The sequence below is a fragment of the uncultured Bacteroides sp. genome (assembly GCF_905207245.1).
Classification (GTDB): domain Bacteria; phylum Bacteroidota; class Bacteroidia; order Bacteroidales; family Bacteroidaceae; genus Bacteroides.
In genome coordinates, this window is sequence record NZ_CAJLKP010000099.1 from 1 (window position 1) to 18,900 (window position 18,900).

Consider the following 18,900-nt stretch of genomic DNA (forward strand, 5'->3'; position numbering starts at 1 on the left):
CTACAAGTAGCTGCGCTATGTTCCGAAAGGCACTTGTAGCTTGTAGCCTGTAGCTGATTCATAACCCATATAGAAAAGAATTTCTTCTCCTCATCGCTAATCCTTTTCTTAGGCACTCCTATCGTTTTTCCTTCCGAAGATTAGCCTTTTTGCATGCAAGAGTCTATTCTTTCCACCACGGTGGAAAGAATAAGCGTCTACTGTGATTTTTCTTAGCCGTCGTCGGGATAAGGGATAAAAGTAGCGGTGCGGAAACTTATACCTATATATGGGTAAAACAACGAACGGTAACACATATTAAGTGCCGTTGTTTGTGTATTTGGTTTGCGATACATATCTTCGCGGCATATTCAAAAAACATCTGTGAAAGAAGTGAATAATAGTAGGAAGAAGAGAGCCGTTGTGGCATGGGTGCTGATTTTGTCGCTCATGCCATTCTTCGTGGTGAAAGCTTTTCATCACCATGAGGAAGGTCATTCCACTTCCTGCTCCCATGCCGATCATCCGCGCCACTCGCCGGACGATTGTGCCATTTGTCACTTCTCTCTTTCTCTTTTCACGGAAGCGCAGTCGGTCGACTTTCATTGTATCTTAACGCTCATCCCTTTTGAGCAAGTAGCCTATCAGGATAAGATTGTCTATGCACTGTCTTATTCACATTATTTGCGCGGTCCTCCCACAGCTTGATTACATAGTTCTTGATTTTTATGCGGAGGCAGGTTTTGAGAGCTTGTCCCCCTCATTGTTTTATTCTAAAAAAGATTGTAATCAATGCGTATAGGAATTATTCCGGGCGTGTTAGGGCTATTGTGCCTGGCTCTTTCCGTCCAGGCGCAGCATTCCGATTCAGTCCGTAGTGTAGCATTGCCCGAAGTGGTGGTAGCGGAAACCTATCAGCAACTTCAGAAAAAGAAGACTGCACTCACACTTGAAGTGGCTGACCGGGACTTTCTGCGGAAACATTTCACAGGTAACTTCATGCAGGCGATGGAAAATATTCCCGGAGTGCAGGCTATGGATATTGGTTCGGGATTCTCCAAACCGATGATTCGTGGTATGGGTTTCAACCGGGTAGCTGTGTTGGAGAATGGCATCAAACAGGAAGGTCAGCAGTGGGGCGCAGACCATGGGCTGGAACTGGACGCCTTCAATGTAGATGCTGTGAATGTGATAAAAGGCCCTGCTTCATTACTTTACGGCAGTGATGCCATGGGCGGAGTGATTGACATTGCCCCTGTGCAGGTTCCGGTGGATAATATGTTGTTCGGTGACGTGACGCTTCTGGGAAAGTCGGTCAACGGAACTGTCGGGGCTTCGCTGATGTTGGGGATTAAAAAGAATGCCTGGTACACGAAGCTGCGCTACTCGGAACAGCGTTTCGGGGATTACCGTATTCCGACGGATACCATCGTTTATCTCACCCAGAAGATGCCTGTCTATGGTCGGCGGTTGAGGAACACGGCAGGATGGGAACGGAACATCAATTTCTTTACCCAATATCGGAAGAAGGGATATAAATCTAATTTCGTAGTTTCCAACGTGTTTCAGAAGACAGGTTTCTTTCCGGGGGCGCACGGTGTGCCCGACTTGGCACGTCTGGAAGATGACGGTGACAGCCGGAATATAGAACTTCCTTATAGTAAGGTGAATCATCTGAAAGTGACCACGCATCAACAATATGCCTGGGATACATTTGTCCTGTCGGGCGATATTGGCTACCAGAACAATCACCGCGAAGAATGGAGTGCGTTTCATACCCATTACGGCAGTCAGCCTTTGCCGGAAACGGACCCGGACAAAGAACTGGGATTTAATCTGAATACTTTCAGCTTCTCGGCAAAGGGGCTTCTGATTGCTTCTTCTTCCTGGGAACATCGGATGGGGGGGGACTCCCAGTTCCAGCGGAATACGATTTCCGGTTATTCTTTTCTGTTGCCGGAGTATGAACGTTTCACCACCGGTGTGTCCTGGTTTACGATGTATCGCCCGGATAACCGGCTTTCTGTCAGTGGGGGAGTGCGCTATGACTATGGCCGGATGCGTGTCTTCGCCCATGACGACCCTTATCTGGCAACTTACTTGCAGGAACAGGGATATGACGAAGAACATGTAGATCTCTATCGTTGGAACAGCCGCCGGGTGAACCGTAACTTTGGGGACTATTCGTTGTCATTAGGGATTGTTTGGACGCCTTCGGCGCAACATCAGCTAAAAGTGAATGTCGGGCGGAGTTTCCGTCTTCCGGGAGCTAATGAACTGGCCTCTAACGGTGTGCATCATGGCACCTTCCGGCACGAACAGGGAGATGCTTCTCTGTTCTCCGAACAAGGCTGGCAGATGGATGCTTCTTATCAGTTGAAGTACGGGCGGTTGTCGCTGTACGTGTCTCCTTTTGTCAATTGGTTCAGTAATTACATCTTCCTGCGCCCCACGGGGGACTGGTCTGTACTGCCGCATACGGGACAGATTTACCGCTATACGCAGACGGAGGCATTGTTTGCAGGGGCGGAGGCGAGTGCGGAATTAAGCATTCTGCCTGCCCTGAGTTATCGTGTTTCCGGCGAGTATGTCTATACTTATAATTGTGACGAACACATTCCTTTGAGTTTTTCCCCGCCTACCGTATTGCACAATACGCTGACCTGGCAAAAGAAGCGGTATATGCTTTATGCCGAGTGGCAGAGTATAGCCAAACAGGACCGGGTGGACCGTAATGAAGACCGCACGCTGGGTGCAAATCTGTTTCATCTCGGCGGTTCGGTTGATTTACCCGTTGCCGGAACAGAGGTGGAGATAACTCTGACTGTTCGGAATCTGTTCAATACGCGCTATTACAATCATCTCAGTTTTTACCGGAAAGTGGAGATTCCCGAGCCGGGACGAAACTTTCAATTATTAATTAAAGTACCATTTAAAAAACTATTCAAATGAAAACAAAATTCTATTTCCCGATTATGATTTCCCTTTTAGTGATGACAGCTTCTGTGTTTACTGCTTGCAGTGACAGTGATAATCCGCTGAATGATACGACTAAGCCTGTGATAGACCTGAAATCGCCAACCGAGGGGCAGACCCTGACGATAGGCAGTGAACATGGTGTGCATTTTGAGATGGACTTGTCGGACGATGTGATGCTGAAATCTTATAAGATAGAGATTCATAGCAACTTCGACCATCATTCGCATGATACCAGAGCGGCTGGGACTACCGTAGACTTTGCCTTCAATCGGGCATATGATGTGTCGGAGCAGAAGACAGCACATATCCATCACCACGATATTCTGATACCGGCTAATGCCACTCCGGGAGACTATCATCTGATGGTGTATTGCACGGATGCCGCCGGAAACGAAGCCTATGTGGCACGCAACATTGTGTTGGGTGCGGCGGGCGGTGACGACGGACATCATGAAGAATAAAGGCTAAGTGAATTTTTGTATGCCATAACAGTACGTAATATCTTCCTTTTTGCCTACTTTTGCACTGAAAATAAAGATGAACATGGAAAATCAGAGACCTTTGATATTAATTTCCAATGATGACGGCATCATTGCGAAAGGTATTAGTGAGTTGATAAAGTTCCTCCGTCCGTTGGGGGAAATTGTGGTAATGGCGCCGGATGCGCCTCGTTCGGGTAACGCAAGTGCGCTGACTGTGACCGAACCGATTCATTATCAACTGGTGCGCAAAGATGTGGGGCTGACTGTTTATAAATGTTCCGGTAGTCCGGTTGATTGTATTAAGCTTGCCTTCCATACGGTGCTCGACCGTAAACCCGATTTGGTAGTCGGTGGTATCAATCACGGAGATAACTCCGCTGTGAATGTACATTATTCCGGCACGATGGGAGTAGTAATCGAGGGTTGCCTCAAAGGTGTACCTTCCATTGGTTTCTCTCTTTGCAGTCACGAACCGAATGCGGACTTTGAACCCTCCGGTCCTTATATCCGCGAAATAGCCCGTCAGGTTTTGGAAAAAGGATTGCCACCATTGACTTGCCTCAATGTGAACTTCCCCGATACGAAAGAGCTGAAAGGTGTGAAAATCTGCGAGCAGTCTAAAGGACAGTGGACGAATGAATGGGAAAACTTTGCACATCGCGGTGATACCCATTACTATTGGCTGACCGGCGAGTTCCAGAATACAGATCCGGATAATGAAAAGAATGACCATTGGGCGCTTGACAACGGATATGTAGCCATCACCCCAACTACAGTTGATGTTACGGCTTACGAACTTATTGACGAGCTGAAAACCTGGTTTGGAGGAAATTAAAAATTAAAAAATGAAAATTAAAAATTGCTGTGTAGAGTAATAGCGCAGCTCTTTTTAATTTTTAATTTTCAATTTTTAATTTCATAAAATTCTCAATTTTATGAAGTATTACTTGATTGTCGGTGAAGCTTCCGGTGACTTGCATGCATCTCACCTGATGGCTGCTTTGAAGGTCGAGGACCCGCAGGCGGAGTTCCGCTTCTTTGGGGGCGATTTGATGGCGGCAGTAGGAGGTACGATGGTGAAGCATTATAAGGAATTGGCCTATATGGGCTTTATTCCGGTGCTGCTGCACCTGCGCACCATCTTTGCCAATATGAAGCGTTGCAAGGAAGATATTGTGGCATGGCAACCGGATGTAGTGATACTGGTGGATTATCCGGGTTTCAACCTGAATATAGCCAAGTACTTGCATGCCAGGACGCAAATTCCCGTTTATTATTATATCTCTCCGAAGATATGGGCCTGGAAAGAATACCGCATCAAGAATATCAAACGGGATGTTGATGAATTATTCTCCATTCTGCCCTTTGAGGTAGAGTTTTTTGAGGGTAAGCATCATTATCCGATACATTATGTAGGCAATCCTACGGTGGATGAGGTGGCTGCTTTCTGTGCAAAGCATTTCGAAACGCGTGATGATTTTATCTTTGAGAATAAGCTGGAGTCTAAACCGATTATTGCTTTGCTGGCGGGAAGCCGTAAGCAGGAAATTAAAGATAATCTTCCTGATATGCTTCGTGCAGCGTCCGCTTTTCCGGAATATCAACTGGTGCTGGCAGGTGCTCCCGGTATTTCTCCCGATTATTACCGGGAATATATGGGCGATGCGAAAGTGAAAATCCTTTTTGGGAAAACTTATCATCTGTTGCAACAGGCTGAGGCTGCATTGGTAACTTCAGGGACCGCTACATTAGAGGCCGCCCTGTTTCGTGTACCGCAGGCTGTTTGCTATCATACGCCCATAGGAAAAGTGATTTCTTTCTTACGGCGGCACATATTGACTGTGAAGTATATCTCTCTGGTGAACCTTATAGCCAATCGTGAAGTAGTCAAGGAATTGGTTGCCGATACGATGACTGTTGAGCAGGTTCGTGCCGAACTGGAACGTATCTTATATAATAAAGAATATCGGCAGCAGATGCTTGACGGATACGAATATATGGCATCGCGTCTGGGCGATGCAGGTGCTCCGAGGCATGCGGCGCAGGAGATGGTGCGCTTACTGCGGAAATGAATGGACTACATAAAACGATGATAGAACTTACATAATGAAAGTCTTTTAGTTCCAAAAGGATGATAAAAGAGTTAAAAGGTATGAAGCCGGTGCAGTATAAGCCCGGCTTTTGTATTTTATAGACAGAACATAAAAATGATGTGAGACCGATAATGAGTAAGAAACAAACAAAAGGACTTTGATTATGAAAAAATTACATTGGTTAGTTTTGATGATGTGTTTGGCTGTATTGCCTGCTTTACAGTCGTGCGATGATTCCGATGGATATTCAATCGGTGATTTATCTTATCCGAACTGGGCTACAGTGCGTGTAACGGGGAATGCTTTCTATCTGAATAGTGATACCTGGGGAACGCTTTGGCCTATCAATACCAATATGGGTTGGTATCAGCCTGTGGATGGACAACGTATGGTAACTATCTTCAACCCTATTTATGATAATTATGGAGAGTATGACCATGCAGTGAAGATTGAGCGTATTTGGCATGCTCTGACAAAAGGTGTAGAGCCGCTGACTGCTGAAAATGAAGAAGAGTATGGCAATGACCCGGTCTTTATTTATAAGGGTGACATCACTATCAGCGGAGGTTATATGAATATCATCTTTATGCAGAACTTGCCGAAGAATTCGGAGACGAAACATCGTATCAGCTTGGTGCAGCGTGCCGAAAATGTTGAAGTGCCTTTGGATGATGAAGCCAGTGATGATGGATATATTCATTTGGAGCTACGCTACAATGATTACGATGACTTGAGCGGGATTCGTGCAGCCGGATTGGTGTCGTTCAATCTGAAAGATTTGGATATTACTTCTGAAACGAAAGGTATCAAGTTGAAACTGAATTCGGAAGTGAATAAAGAAGTCGAAATAACTTTTGATAAACAACCTGATAATAGCGATAAAGCTTCTAACTTAGATTTTTCGAAGATGCAATTGAAGTAGAGTAAAGTGTTTTGTTTGAGGCCGGGTGAATGTGAATTCCCCCGGCTTTTGTTTTTTACAGCAGTGTCAATACATAAAGGTAGACCACTGCAGCGGGAATTGCCAGCAAGGCACTGTCAAAACGGTCGAGCATTCCACCATGTCCGGGAAGGATGTGCCCTGAATCTTTGATACCTAACTGGCGTTTCATCAATGACTCCGTCAAATCTCCCCACGTACCGAAGATGACAACAACCAGTGCAAGGCCTGCCCATTGCAGAACGGATATGAACGGGAAGTAATGTGCGAACACAAAAGAAGAAGCGATAGAAAATACACCACCTCCAATGCTTCCTTCCCATGATTTCTTGGGAGATATGCGTTCAAATAAGCGATGTTTGCCTATCAGTGACCCCACGCAGTATGCGCCTGTGTCACTCAACCATATGAAAACGAAAATGGAAAGCGGCAGGATAGGGTTGTAGGTCACGCTGCTTTCTACCGGATTGTATTGGAAAGCAAGTACGTTGAGCAATGCAAATGGTAATGCCACGTACATCTGGCTCAGCATAGAGTAAGCCCAGTTACCGATAGGATTCTTCTTTTTCAGATATAATTCTGTAATCATCAGGTAAAGCAATAATGCCAGATAGGGCAGGAATACCTGTGCTCCAATAGTTGACTGGCAGAAACCCATCACGGCTAAAAAGAGATAGGCTCCCCCCAGGGCTGTAATCGTTTTATTGACCTGTACTTCACCACTGTGGTTGACCAGGTGGGAAAACTCATGTACGCTCAGTGCACCGATAATGGTGAACAGGATACCGAATGAAAGGGGGCTGTATAGGATACAGCCCACCAATACTACTACGAATAACACACCTGTAATGGCGCGTTGTAAGAAATTGCTTTTCACGGTTATTCCGTTTTTAATTCTTTATTCTTTTGTTGGTCGTTCTACAGAAACTTTAGTGCCTTCTGCCGAAACCTTTGTATTGCCGATTTCTTTTCCGCTTTCAACATTGTTTTCTTCTTCGGCTTTTACCTCTTTTTCGCTTTCTACAGCTCCTTTGGCGGCTTCTTCTTCGGCTTTTTTCAAGTCTTCTGATATCTTGTTGGCACTGATTTCTTCTGAACGGGAAGCCCAGGGACGTTTACCGAAAATCTCTTCCACATCCTCAGCGAAGATAACTTCTTTGTCTATCAACAGTTGTGCCAACTGGTTATGTCCATCTTTATGTTCGGACAAAATTTGTTTGGCACGTTCGTACTGCTCATTCACCATGCTTTTCACTTCTTCATCGATCAGCTCAGCAGTCTTTTCGCTGTACGGACGATTGAAGGAGTACTCTTCGTTGTTGTAATAGCAGAGGTTAGGTAACTTTTCACTCATACCCAGATAAGCAATCATGCCGTAAGCCTGTTTCGTTACGCGTTCCAGGTCGTTCATGGCACCGGTTGAGATACGTCCCAGAAACAAGTCTTCGGCGGCACGTCCACCCAATGTGGCGCACATCTCATCAAGCATCTGCTCTTTGGTGGTAATCTGGCGTTCTTCGGGCAGATACCACGCAGCACCCAGTGCACGTCCGCGCGGAACGATAGTTACCTTAATCAGCGGGTTGGCATATTCCAGCAACCAAGAAATGGAGGCGTGTCCGGCTTCATGGATAGCGATGGAGCGGCGTTCTGCTTCGGTGGTAATCTTTGTTTTCTTTTCTAAACCACCTACGATACGGTCTACCGCATCGAGGAAATCTTGCTTACCTACAAACTTTTTGCCATGGCGTGCTGCAATCAGTGCAGCCTCGTTGCAGACATTGGCTATGTCGGCACCTGAAAAACCCGGAGTCTGACGTGACAGCAAGTCTACATCCACTGTATTATCTATCTTAATGGGGCGCAGGTGTACACCGAATACTTCTTTACGTTCGTTAAGGTCGGGCAAGTCTACATGTATCTGGCGGTCAAAACGTCCGGCACGTAGCAAGGCCTTGTCCAGTACATCTACGCGGTTGGTAGCAGCCAGGATGATTACACCGCTGTTAGAACCGAAACCATCCATTTCAGTTAATAACTGGTTCAATGTGTTTTCACGTTCGTCGTTGCCACCCATTGCGGCAGCTTTGGCACGTGCACGACCTACAGCGTCAATTTCGTCGATAAATACGATACATGGTGCTTTCTCTTTTGCTTGACGGAACAGGTCGCGTACACGTGATGCGCCTACACCGACAAACATTTCCACAAAGTCGGAACCTGCCAGCGAGAAGAATGGTACGTTTGCTTCACCTGCCACAGCTTTAGCAAGCAAGGTCTTACCGGTTCCCGGAGGCCCTACCAGCAATGCGCCTTTAGGTATCTTACCACCCAAGTCGGTATATTTTTGTGGTTCTTTCAGGAACTCCACAATTTCTTCTACTTCTTGTTTGGCTTCGGCAAGTCCCGCGACATCCTTGAATGTAACTTTCACGGGAGTTCCCTTCTCAAACAATTGGGCACGCGATTTGCCGACATTAAATATGCCGCCACCGCCTGCACCGCCACCACCGCTCAAACGGCGTGACATGAAAATCCAGAAACCGATGAGGAAAGCGATAGGCAGAATCTGCCACAAGATAGCACCGAAGTAATTTCGTTTCTTCTCGTAGCTGATGGAGCCGTCGAAGTGCTGCTCATCCCTTTCTTTTTGGAGGAAGTCTCCCAGGCTTTCGCGTGAAGGGGCTTCAGTCGCAATCATGGGATTCTTACCCACCCGGCTGGAGTCTGCCTGGAATACGTTTTTTACATGTTGCGGCTTGATGTATGCTTCTACCGAGTTGTCATCGTAACCGATGATTTTACTCATATAGCCGTCGCGCACATATTGCTGAAATTCATCATAGGACACAGTTTTGGTACCTGTACTGTTCTCATTAGTGAACCACAGTCCCAAAAGCATCATGGCTATGATCATATACAACCAGTTCAGGTTGAACTTGGGTATATTAACTTTGTTGGGCTTTTTGTTAGCGTTATTGTTATTATTGTCCATAGGGCTTATTAATCAATATCAGGTATTTTGGTTAGTTTGGCGTCAGCCCAGAGATGCTCCAGGTTGTAGAAATCTCTCGTTTCGGGTAGAAATACGTGAACCAGTATATCGGAATAGTCCATTGCTACCCATTCGGCATTGCGTAGTCCGTCTATAGCAAATGGTTTGCTACCGGCACCTTTACGGGTGAATTCCTTCACAGACTCTACAATGGCAGTCACTTGGCTGGGTGAGTTTCCCTGACAAATGACGAGATAATTGCAGATAGTATCGCCAATTTTAGAAAGATCTGCTATTACAATATTTTTTCCTTTTTTATCTTGTATACCTTCGGTTATTTGTTGAATGAGTTTCTTTGTTTCGTTCATTACTTATTATTAAAATTAAACAGTTGACAAATATACGCTGAATTCTTGTATCAAACACCTAAAAGGGGAAAAGTCTTTCAATTTTTGATTTTTTTTAGGTATATATTTCTTTGGCATACGGCATCTTAGCAGAATTTATAGAAAAAAATCCGGGATTTTGTTTTGAATTATCAAATTCTTTGTATCTTTGCAACCGCAAAACCGAAATGACCTGTTATTGGGCTATGGTGTAATGGTAACACTACAGATTCTGGTCCTGTCATTCCTGGTTCGAATCCAGGTAGCCCAACAATAAGAAAAGCTGCGAATATAATAAGTTCGCAGCTTTTTGTATTTTTACCCCCAAATAGTTTAATATCTGATACAATGTAAAGCCTATGAAGGGATTTATCCGTTTTTGGTTGGTGTTACTTTTGCTGATTTGCGGTTTTGAAGGGAAAATTTGTGCTGTATGCAGTGATGGCATTACAGTGAGTGATGTCACTCTTCGACGATTAAAAGCAAAAGCGTATTGTATTCTTACACTCCTTTGCCCACAAAGGAGATTTTAGTAGCAATTCTATTCAAAATAATTAAAACTATGGTAAAAGAGTTAGAACTCAAGTACGGCTGTAACCCTAATCAGAAGCCGGCCCGCATTTTTATGCAGGAGGGGGAACTGCCTATTGAAGTCCTGAACGGACGTCCGGGCTACATTAACTTTATGGATGCATTGAACGGATGGCAGTTAGTGAAAGAACTGAAAGAGGCTACCGGTATGCCGGCAGCAGCTTCATTTAAACATGTCAGTCCGGCAGGCGCAGCTATCGGTCTGGAGCTGGATGAGGTAATGAAAAAGATTTATTTTGCTGACGATCTCCCACTTTCTCCGTTGGCAAATGCCTATGTACGTGCTCGTGGTGCCGACCGTATGTCATCTTATGGAGACTTCATCGCTTTGAGTGATGTGTGTGACGAAGCCACTGCCCGTTTCATCAATCGTGAAGTATCGGATGGTGTCATTGCTCCGGGATATACTGATGAAGCGCTCGAAATTCTGAAAAACAAGCGTAAGGGTACTTATAACGTGATTAAAATGAATTCGGACTATAAACCCGCTCCGATTGAACGCAAAGATGTATTCGGAATTACTTTTGAACAGGGACGCAATGAGATTAAATTAAATAACGACGAACTGTTTGCTACTATTCCTACCCGGAACAAGAACTTCCCGGATACTGCAAAGCGCGATTTAATGATAGCGCTGATTACTTTGAAATATACACAGTCAAACTCCGTTTGCTATGTGAAGGACGGACAGGCCATCGGTATAGGAGCAGGGCAACAGAGCCGTATCCACTGTACCCGTTTGGCTGGAAATAAGGCCGACATCTGGTATCTTCGCCAGCATCCAAAGGTGCTGAACTTGCCTTGGATAGAGAAAATCCGTCGTGCCGACCGTGATAATACGATTGATATTTACATCAGTGACGACCATGAAGATGTTTTGGCAGATGGCGTTTGGCAGCAGTTCTTTGCAGAAAAGCCGGAAGTGCTGACCCGCGAAGAAAAGCGTGCATGGTTGGATACGCTGAAAGGTGTGTCTTTGGGCTCGGATGCTTTCTTCCCGTTTGGAGATAATATAGAGCGGGCACATAAAACAGGTGTAGATTACATTGCACAGGCAGGTGGTTCTGTACGCGATGACAATGTAATTGAAACTTGTGATAAATATGGCATTGCCATGGCATTTACAGGTATTCGCCTGTTCCACCATTAATATAGGAATGAAGTGAAAAGGCTGTCTCAAATGTCTGAGACAGCCTTCTTTATACTTGTATGTAAGCTTAAAAATTATTCGGCGCTACGGATGGATTCGTCGATAACCTTAATTTTTTCTTTTACCAGCTCAATGTCAGCTTTCAGCTTTTCTACTTTACGATTCAACTCTGTCAACAGGCTGTTGCCTTTCTTTGAGGAAGTGGTCAGGAAGCCGAGGTTGTTTTCATATGTCTGCAATTCGTTCTTCATGGCGTCTGCCGCACGAACCAACTTCTCGCGTTCACGATAAAGAGCCTGCGGACTACCTTCCTGAATGCTGTTGATATTCGATTTGAAGTTATTCAACTTCTTGCTAGCTGCGCTGATGTTGAAATGAGCGAACAATTTATCCACCTGTCCGTGATATTGCTTGTATAAGCGGTCTTTTTCTTTGAAGGGCACATGACCGATGTTGTTCCACTCTTTCATCAGTTCGCGTACCATTTGGGTAGCTTCATCCGTATCCATATTTTCATCGATGGCAGCAAGCTTTTCGATGATTTCTTTCTTCTTGCTCAGGTTTTCAACTTCAACTGAGCGTTGAGAAGACGTAGCTTTACCTTTCTGCTCAAAGAAATAGTCGCAAGCCGAGATGAAACGTTTCCATATCGCATCGGAATATTTTTTAGCCACCGGACCAATGGTCTTCCATTCTTTTTGCAGTTTGGTGAGTTCGTCGGCGGTTGCTTTCCAGTCGGTACTGTCTTTCAGGGCTTCAGCCTTTTCACACAGGGCGCGTTTCTTGTCCAGATTGACGTTCATCCCCTCTTTCAGAGACTTGAAGAATTCGCCTTTTTTGCGGAAGAACTCGTCACATGCCTTGCGGAAACGTTCGAATATCTTCACGTTCATCTTCTGCGGGGCAAAGCCGATGGTCTTCCACTTGTTTTGCAGGGCGATGATTTCCTGTGTTTTGTTGTCCCAGCCCGCAAAGTTAGTCAACTCGCTGTAGTCTATGGCTTCGATGATTTCGCAAATCACTGTTTTCTGGTCGAGGTTATGCTGCTCTACTTCTTTCAGTGATTCGAAATGTTGCTGATGGCGACGGTTGACGGCGGTGGAGGCTGCTTTGAAGCGATTCCATACCTCGTCACGCAATTCTTTGGCAACAGGACCCGTATCGCGAAATTCCTGGTGAAGCTTCTGTAGTTGGTGGAAAGCTGACACTACATCCTGTTCGTCTGCCAGTTTCTCGGCAGCTTCGCATAGGTGCGTCTTTATCTCCAGGTTTTTCTTAAAGTCATATTCACGGAATTCATTGTTCAGCTTCAGCAGGTCGTAGAACTTCTCCACATAGAGTTGATAGCTCTTCCAAAGCTCGTTGACTTTAGCCTGCGGAATGAGTTTTACCTCGTTCCATTGTTGCTGTAGTTTCTTGAATTCGGTATAGGATTTATTGGCATCGTCGGGCGACTCTACCAATTCTTTCAGTTCCTCAATTATGGAAAGTTTGATTTGCAGGTTCAGCTCTTTCTGTTGTTCCTGTTCGGCTGACAGTGCGCCTCTTTTTTCTTTTATGACGGACATGACATTCTTGAATTCTTCTTCCACAGCGTCTGCTATTGGAACGAAATTCTCGGCTGCTCCCCCGTTTTCGATGAAAAGCTTCTTAGCCGCTTCCTGTTCGGCATTATGCAGTTTATAGAAAGCCTGTTTCAGGCCGTCTATCTCTTGTTTACCGGCATTTTCCACCTTTGCTGAGATTTCTTTCAACTTGGCGAGGATTTCTTCCTTGCTTAGTTTTTGTGTGGTTTCTACTGGCTTTTCTTCCTGTGTAGCTTCCACCGGTTTCTCTTCCTGCGTAGCTTCTTCAGCCGGAGTTTCCGTCAGAGCGGGTTCGGAAACCTCTGCTGCTTTCTTGTCTTCTTCTAATTCTACCGCCTTTTCGGGGAGATTAGTGTCATGAGTGTCCATCATTGTAGATACATTTTAAGAAACGGTTTTACCCGTTTGGGTTACATTAGGTCACAAATTAATGAAATAAAACGATTACTTCATACTTTTTTCATCAGTTTTTTTTTATTTTTCTTCATTTAGGATAGAAGTACGGTGATTCCCATGTATAACATCATGCCTATAATGTCATTGGTAATCGCTATAAACGGCCCGGTGGCGATGGCAGGGTCTACCTTCAACTTTTCCAGCGTCATAGGAACCAGCGTGCCGAAGATAGATGCGAACATCACTACGGCAAACAAGCTGATTGAAACGGAGTAGGTGACAGTGGCGGTGGCGCCGAACCGGACAAAATTATAGATATATACTACTAAAGAAATGATGGTGGCATTGATGAGGGCTACCACGGATTCTTTGGTGATTTGCTTGAAGATATCTTTGGCGTCCAGCGAATTGTTGGCAAGGCCTTGCACAATGATTGCCGAGGACTGTGTTCCTACGTTTCCGCCCGTACCACCGATTAGCGGGATATAAAGTGCCATTTCGGGATGGGTGGCGAAGGTTGCGTCGAAGTTTCCCAAAATCATGGAGTTGCCTATACCGCCCAGCATGCCGATAATCAGCCATGGCAAGCGGGCACTGGTCTGGCGCATCACGTTGTCATCCGTTTCTACATCCTGTGACAAACCGGATGCCAACTGGTAGTCGCGTTCCGATTGCTCGCGCACTTCGTCCATCACGTCGTCTACGGTGATTTGTCCCACCAGTCGTCCGATGCTGTCGACAACGGGAACGGATACAAGGTCATACTTTTCAATGGTCTGCACCACGTCTTCAACAGGAGTGTCCACATGCACCGAAATCGGGTCTTTCCGCATCACGTGCTTCACTTTCGATACGGAAGGGGAGGTGATCATCTTTTTCAACGGGAATACGCCTTGCAGGCGGTTCTCATCGTCAATGACGTAGACGTAGTAAATTTCATCCAACTGTTCGGCTTGCTGGCGCATCTCTTTCAGGCACTCCGGCATACTCCAGTTCTCGTTTACTACTACCATTTCCGTCCCCATCAAACCGCCGGCGGTGTCTTCGTCGTACTTCAGCAGGTCTACGATATCTCCTGCCTGTTCAATGTCTTCAATATGTGAGAGGATTTCCCCCTGCTTCTCTTCGTCCAGCTCGCGCATCAGGTCTACGGCGTCATCCGTATCCATGTAGTCCACAAAGCGCTTGGCGATGGTTTCCGATGGGAGTATCTCAAGGAATTCCTTACGGACGTCCTCATCCATCTCCATCAATACGTCTGCTGCGGTCTCATTGTCCAGCAAACGATATACGAAACGGGCTTCCTCCGGACTCAAATCGTTACAGAGTTCGGCAATGTCTGCAGAATGCAGGTCTATAAGGAGCGATCTGACGTTCTCGGCGTCTTTCTGCTCTATGAGGTTTTTGACGTTGTCAATGTATGCTTCGTCCATTATTAATTAGTTTTTAGCTACAAGCTACGAGCTACAAGGGCTGTGCAGCATACTCGCAACTTATAACAGTATAACTGTAAACCATAAATCTGTCACTTGTAGCTCGTAGCTTGTCGCTCGTAGCTAATTCATCTCTTTTAACGCCTGTTCCACCCGGTTGGTCAAGTCGATAAACTCCTGTACGGATAGTTGCTCCGGTCGCTTGTTGAACAAAACATCTTCCGTCAGCGGGCAATCCTTGCCAAGTATCGGTTTTATTGAGTTTCGCAGCGTCTTGCGTCGTTGGTTGAAAGTGGTTTTCACTACTTGTTTGAATAACTTTTCATCGCAACCCAGGTCTTTCGTTTCGTTTCGCGTCATGCGGATGACGGCGCTTTTCACCTTTGGCGGCGGATTGAACACATGTTCGTGTACGGTGAAAAGATATTCCACGCGATACCATGCCTGTATCAATATGCTCAGAATGCCGTACGTCTTACTACCCGGTCCGGCAGCAATGCGTTCGGCCACTTCTTTCTGTATCATGCCGGTGCAACAAGGTATCAAATCCTTGTTGTCCAGCATTTTGAAAAAAATCTGGCTGGATATGTTATAAGGATAGTTTCCCGTCAGCACAAACGGCTGGCCGCCGAACAGACGTTGCAGGTTCATCTTCAGGAAATCGTCCTCGATGATGTTGTCTTCCAGCGACGGATATTCCTCACGCAGATAGGCTACAGATTCATAATCCAGTTCCACCACCTTCACCGGGCGTTCTTTCTTCACCAGAAACTGGGTCAATACACCCATACCCGGACCTACTTCCAATATGGGAAGTCCGGGACAGGCGTCTACCGTATCGGCTATGTCCTGCGCCACTTTCAGGTCTTTCAGGAAGTGTTGGCCGAGAAACTTTTTAGGCTTTACTAATCTCATTTATCAACTGAATCGTTACTTTTGAACAATCTTTGCACTATCTTTGCTTCGCGAAGACAGGCTGACCTCGGCATTAAAAAATAAGTAAGCTTCTTTTTGTACTGCTCGCGGTTTGCGCTATCTTTGCAACTCGCAAAGGTAATCTTTTTCGACGAAGAATAACGAATTCTACATGAATAAACTATTAAAAAAGACACTGAAGCTCCTTTTGCCGGTCGCTTTGGGCGGTTTTATCCTTTATTGGGTGTATCGGGATTTTGACTTTACGCGTGCCAGGGAAGTCCTTGTGCATGGCACGAATTGGGGCTGGATGTTGCTTTCGTTGTTTTTCGGTGTGATGAGCCACGTGTTTCGTGGCTGGCGCTGGAAGCAAACACTTGCACCGCTGGGCGCCTATCCCAAGACAAGCGACTGTGTGGATGCCATCTTTGTTTCTTATGCGGCTAATCTTGTCTTGCCCCGTGTGGGTGAAGTTTCCCGTTGCGGCGTCTTGGCAAAGTACGATGATGTCTCTTTTTCCAAATCGCTTGGTACCGTGGTGACGGAACGCTTGATAGATACGCTTACCATCCTTCTTATCACCGGCGTCACTTTTCTGATGCAGATGCCTGTTTTCCTTCGTTTCTTTGAAGAAACGGGAACCAAAATCCCTTCCTTGATGCACTTGGTGACGTCTCCCTGGTTTTACGTTGTCCTTTTCAGTGTCATAGGTGTGTTGGTATTACTTTATTTCCTTCTGCGCATGCTTTCTTTCTTTGAAAAAGTGAAGGGTGTGGTGCTCAATGTGTGGGAAGGCGTGATGTCATTGAAGAGTGTGAAGAATATTCCCCTTTTCGTTCTTTACACCTTATTAATATGGGGGTGTTATTTCTACCATTTCTACATAACTTTCTATTGCTTCTCTTTTACTGTCCATCTCAGTTTTCTGGCAGGGTTGGTGATGTTTGTGGGCGGAACCTTTGCGGTTATTGTCCCTACGCCCAATGGGGCAGGCTCCTGGCACTTTGCCGTCATCACTATGATGATGCTCTACGGTGTCGATGCCACCGATGCGGGAGTTTTTGCATTGATAGTGCACGGCATACAGACGTTGCTGGTCATTCTGCTGGGCGTCTATGGTTGGATGCATCTTTCGCTGGTGAACCGCTCGAAATAAACTAATCCGATTGTTCCTGCAAACTAATCCCGCAGTGCCTACAAACTAATATTTTTCTTGCATAAAACTTTTCATACAACAGTTGTGATAGTTTCTTTCAATAGTTATGTTTCTTTCTTACAATATCTGTTGTAAGAAAGAAATGCAGTTATGGTATGAATAATTTTATGCAAGAAAAATATTAGTTTGTAGGCACCGCGATATTAGTTCGTAGGCATCGTGATATTAGTTTTTCGCAGGAAAAAAATAGTTTATTGCATAGTTTGAGAATAAAAATGTATATTTGCGAAAACTAACTTTTTAAACGTTATGAGTACAATCTTGCAATTAGCTCCACAAAATGTGTGGAAGCATTTCTATTCGCTGACTCAAATTCCCCGTCCGTCCGGACACATGGAGAAGATAACCGAGTTTCTTGTTAACTTTGGAAAAGGCTTAGGTTTAGAATCATTTGTCGATGAAGTAGGCAATGTTATCATTCGTAAAGCTGCTACTCCGGGTATGGAAAACCGCAAAGGCGTCATTCTTCAGGCGCACATGGATATGGTGCCACAGAAGAACAATGATACTGTTCACGATTTTACAAAAGACCCTATTGAAACCTATGTGGATGGTGACTGGGTGAAAGCCCGGGGCACAACGCTGGGTGCCGATAATGGGCTGGGCGTTGCAGCCATTATGGCAGTGCTTGAGGATAGCAGCTTGAAGCATGGGCCATTGGAAGCCTTGATTACGAAGGATGAAGAGACGGGTATGTATGGTGCTTTCGGCTTGAAGCCCGGCACGCTGAAAGGTGAAATCCTGCTGAATCTTGACTCGGAAGATGAAGGCGAGCTGTATATCGGCTGTGCCGGTGGCATCGACCTGACAGCTACGCTGGAGTATCAGGAAGAGACAGCTCCGGCTGATTTCGTGGCCCGTAAGATTACGCTGAAAGGCTTGCGTGGCGGACATTCCGGTTTGGAAATCAACCAGGGACGTGGAAACGCCAATAAGTTGCTGGCTCGCGTGGTGCACGATGTTCTGATAGAGTTTGATTCTCAGTTGGCTGGATTTGAGGGCGGAAATATGCGTAATGCTATTCCTCGTGAAGCGCATGCCGTATTGGTGTTCAATCCTGAGGATACGGAAGGACTGGAAGATTATATCAAGGAATATGAAGCGCAGATTAATGCGGAATATGCTCCTATTGAAAGTGGCATTACACTGACGATAGAAGCGGTTGACCTGTCGGCACATATTGTACCTGTAGAAATTCAGGATAATATGATTAGTGCGCTGATGGCTTGTCAGGATGGTGTGATGCGTATGATTCCAACTGTGCCCGATACGGTGGAAACATCTTCTAATCTGGCTATTGTTATAATAGGTGGAGGCAAGGCGGAAGTGCGTATTCTGGCTCGCAGCTCTTGCGATACGATGAAAGAGTTCCTGGCGGACAGTCTGACGGCTTGTTTTGCTATGGCAGGCATGAAGGTGGAACTGAGCGGAGGTTATTCCGGTTGGCAACCCAATGTGGATTCTCCTATTTTGCACGCTATGAAGTTGTCTTATAAGCAACAATTTGGAGTAGAACCGGCAGTGAAAGTGATTCATGCAGGTTTGGAATGTGGTATTATTGGCGCTAATTGTCCGGGGCTGGATATGATTTCCTTCGGACCTACGTTACGCTCTCCGCACTCACCGGATGAACGCGCTTTGATTCCTACGGTTCCTAAGTTTTATGACTTCTTGGTTGCTACGCTGGAACAGACACCGGAAAAGTAATAGGTGCATTTCTTAAATAAATAAGGGGCGGGGAGAAAGTTTAAACTTTCTC

15 protein-coding genes and 1 tRNA gene are annotated in these 18,900 nt (G+C 45.6%); 10 read left to right on the forward strand and 6 right to left on the reverse strand.

The window, feature by feature from the left end; genetic code table 11:
- Positions 1 to 372 precede the first annotated feature (372 nt).
- The 6 genes from QZ135_RS21620 to QZ135_RS21645 all read left to right on the forward strand — a co-directional run bounded on the left by QZ135_RS21620 (position 373) and on the right by QZ135_RS21645 (position 6,455).
- Positions 373 to 687 (forward strand): hypothetical protein, encoded by a 315-nt coding sequence (locus tag QZ135_RS21620; RefSeq protein WP_294614462.1) that lies wholly within the window; start codon positions 373 to 375, stop codon positions 685 to 687.
- A gap of 84 nt (positions 688 to 771) precedes the next feature.
- Positions 772 to 2,931 carry a TonB-dependent receptor gene (locus tag QZ135_RS21625; RefSeq protein ID WP_294614423.1) on the forward strand — a complete coding sequence of 720 codons (2,160 nt, stop codon included), beginning with the start codon at positions 772 to 774 and terminating at the stop codon, positions 2,929 to 2,931.
- The gene (locus tag QZ135_RS21630) at positions 2,928 to 3,419 is read left to right on the forward strand and encodes a DUF4625 domain-containing protein (protein WP_294614426.1); all 492 of its coding nucleotides are present in this window, start codon (positions 2,928 to 2,930) and stop codon (positions 3,417 to 3,419) included. Before QZ135_RS21625 ends, QZ135_RS21630 begins: the two co-directional genes overlap by 4 nt.
- A gap of 82 nt (positions 3,420 to 3,501) precedes the next feature.
- Positions 3,502 to 4,275, forward strand: a complete 774-nt coding sequence (gene surE / locus QZ135_RS21635) for a 5'/3'-nucleotidase SurE (RefSeq protein ID WP_294614429.1) — start codon at positions 3,502 to 3,504, stop codon at positions 4,273 to 4,275.
- Positions 4,276 to 4,375: 100 nt separating this feature from the next.
- A complete protein-coding gene (lpxB, locus tag QZ135_RS21640) occupies positions 4,376 to 5,512 on the forward strand; it encodes a lipid-A-disaccharide synthase (RefSeq protein WP_294614432.1) in 1,137 nt (378 codons plus the stop codon).
- 184 nt (positions 5,513 to 5,696) lie between these two features.
- Complete coding sequence (locus tag QZ135_RS21645; protein ID WP_294614434.1) at positions 5,697 to 6,455, forward strand: NigD-like protein; 759 nt, start codon at positions 5,697 to 5,699, stop codon at positions 6,453 to 6,455.
- A gap of 55 nt (positions 6,456 to 6,510) precedes the next feature.
- Here the strand turns inward: QZ135_RS21645 and QZ135_RS21650 are convergent, their stop codons facing one another.
- Genes QZ135_RS21650 through rsfS form a run of 3 tightly spaced genes read right to left on the reverse strand, consistent with a single transcriptional unit; the run spans position 6,511 to position 9,836 of the window.
- A complete protein-coding gene (locus QZ135_RS21650; RefSeq protein ID WP_294614437.1) occupies positions 6,511 to 7,350 on the reverse strand; it encodes a phosphatidate cytidylyltransferase in 840 nt (279 codons plus the stop codon).
- Positions 7,351 to 7,371: 21 nt separating this feature from the next.
- A complete protein-coding gene (ftsH, locus tag QZ135_RS21655) occupies positions 7,372 to 9,468 on the reverse strand; it encodes an ATP-dependent zinc metalloprotease FtsH (RefSeq protein WP_294614440.1) in 2,097 nt (698 codons plus the stop codon).
- An 8-nt stretch (positions 9,469 to 9,476) separates the two neighbouring features.
- Entirely contained in the window at positions 9,477 to 9,836 is a 360-nt protein-coding gene (gene rsfS / locus QZ135_RS21660) for a ribosome silencing factor (protein ID WP_009131765.1), read from the reverse strand.
- Between the two features lie 218 nt (positions 9,837 to 10,054).
- Between rsfS and QZ135_RS21665 the strand changes: the two genes are divergently transcribed.
- Positions 10,055 to 10,125: transfer RNA gene (locus tag QZ135_RS21665), tRNA-Gln, on the forward strand.
- A gap of 291 nt (positions 10,126 to 10,416) precedes the next feature.
- Positions 10,417 to 11,595, forward strand: a complete 1,179-nt coding sequence (locus tag QZ135_RS21670; protein ID WP_294614444.1) for a phosphoribosylaminoimidazolecarboxamide formyltransferase — start codon at positions 10,417 to 10,419, stop codon at positions 11,593 to 11,595.
- Between the two features lie 74 nt (positions 11,596 to 11,669).
- On the opposite strand, the gene QZ135_RS21675 is transcribed toward QZ135_RS21670, so the two are convergent.
- The 3 genes from QZ135_RS21675 to rsmA all read right to left on the reverse strand — a co-directional run bounded on the left by QZ135_RS21675 (position 11,670) and on the right by rsmA (position 15,925).
- The gene (locus tag QZ135_RS21675) at positions 11,670 to 13,553 is read right to left on the reverse strand and encodes a DUF349 domain-containing protein (protein WP_294614447.1); all 1,884 of its coding nucleotides are present in this window, start codon (positions 13,551 to 13,553) and stop codon (positions 11,670 to 11,672) included.
- Between the two features lie 116 nt (positions 13,554 to 13,669).
- Positions 13,670 to 15,010, reverse strand: coding sequence for a magnesium transporter (mgtE, locus tag QZ135_RS21680; RefSeq protein ID WP_294614450.1), 1,341 nt, complete (start codon positions 15,008 to 15,010; stop codon positions 13,670 to 13,672).
- Positions 15,011 to 15,133: 123 nt separating this feature from the next.
- The gene (gene rsmA / locus QZ135_RS21685) at positions 15,134 to 15,925 is read right to left on the reverse strand and encodes a 16S rRNA (adenine(1518)-N(6)/adenine(1519)-N(6))-dimethyltransferase RsmA (RefSeq protein WP_294614453.1); all 792 of its coding nucleotides are present in this window, start codon (positions 15,923 to 15,925) and stop codon (positions 15,134 to 15,136) included.
- A 172-nt stretch (positions 15,926 to 16,097) separates the two neighbouring features.
- Here rsmA and QZ135_RS21690 point away from each other — a divergent pair, with 172 nt between their 5' ends.
- Both QZ135_RS21690 and QZ135_RS21695 read left to right on the forward strand, forming a co-directional pair.
- Entirely contained in the window at positions 16,098 to 17,081 is a 984-nt protein-coding gene (locus QZ135_RS21690) for a lysylphosphatidylglycerol synthase transmembrane domain-containing protein (RefSeq protein ID WP_294614456.1), read from the forward strand.
- A gap of 309 nt (positions 17,082 to 17,390) precedes the next feature.
- Positions 17,391 to 18,848, forward strand: coding sequence for an aminoacyl-histidine dipeptidase (locus QZ135_RS21695; RefSeq protein ID WP_294614459.1), 1,458 nt, complete (start codon positions 17,391 to 17,393; stop codon positions 18,846 to 18,848).
- Positions 18,849 to 18,900: the final 52 nt, after the last annotated feature.

Bases quoted from the DNA above. Each gene is read 5' to 3' on its own strand.
- QZ135_RS21625 (WP_294614423.1), top strand. From the start codon at position 772: ATGCGTATAGGAATTATTCCGGGCGTGTTAGGGCTATTGTGCCTGGCT.
- QZ135_RS21630 (WP_294614426.1), top strand. From the start codon at position 2,928: ATGAAAACAAAATTCTATTTCCCGATTATGATTTCCCTTTTAGTGATG.
- surE (WP_294614429.1), top strand. From the start codon at position 3,502: ATGGAAAATCAGAGACCTTTGATATTAATTTCCAATGATGACGGCATC.
- lpxB (WP_294614432.1), top strand. From the start codon at position 4,376: ATGAAGTATTACTTGATTGTCGGTGAAGCTTCCGGTGACTTGCATGCA.
- QZ135_RS21645 (WP_294614434.1), top strand. From the start codon at position 5,697: ATGAAAAAATTACATTGGTTAGTTTTGATGATGTGTTTGGCTGTATTG.
- ftsH (WP_294614440.1), bottom strand. From the start codon at position 9,468: ATGGACAATAATAACAATAACGCTAACAAAAAGCCCAACAAAGTTAAT.
- rsfS (WP_009131765.1), bottom strand. From the start codon at position 9,836: ATGAACGAAACAAAGAAACTCATTCAACAAATAACCGAAGGTATACAA.
- QZ135_RS21670 (WP_294614444.1), top strand. From the start codon at position 10,417: ATGGTAAAAGAGTTAGAACTCAAGTACGGCTGTAACCCTAATCAGAAG.
- QZ135_RS21675 (WP_294614447.1), bottom strand. From the start codon at position 13,553: ATGATGGACACTCATGACACTAATCTCCCCGAAAAGGCGGTAGAATTA.
- mgtE (WP_294614450.1), bottom strand. From the start codon at position 15,010: ATGGACGAAGCATACATTGACAACGTCAAAAACCTCATAGAGCAGAAA.
- rsmA (WP_294614453.1), bottom strand. From the start codon at position 15,925: ATGAGATTAGTAAAGCCTAAAAAGTTTCTCGGCCAACACTTCCTGAAA.
- QZ135_RS21690 (WP_294614456.1), top strand. From the start codon at position 16,098: ATGAATAAACTATTAAAAAAGACACTGAAGCTCCTTTTGCCGGTCGCT.
- QZ135_RS21695 (WP_294614459.1), top strand. From the start codon at position 17,391: ATGAGTACAATCTTGCAATTAGCTCCACAAAATGTGTGGAAGCATTTC.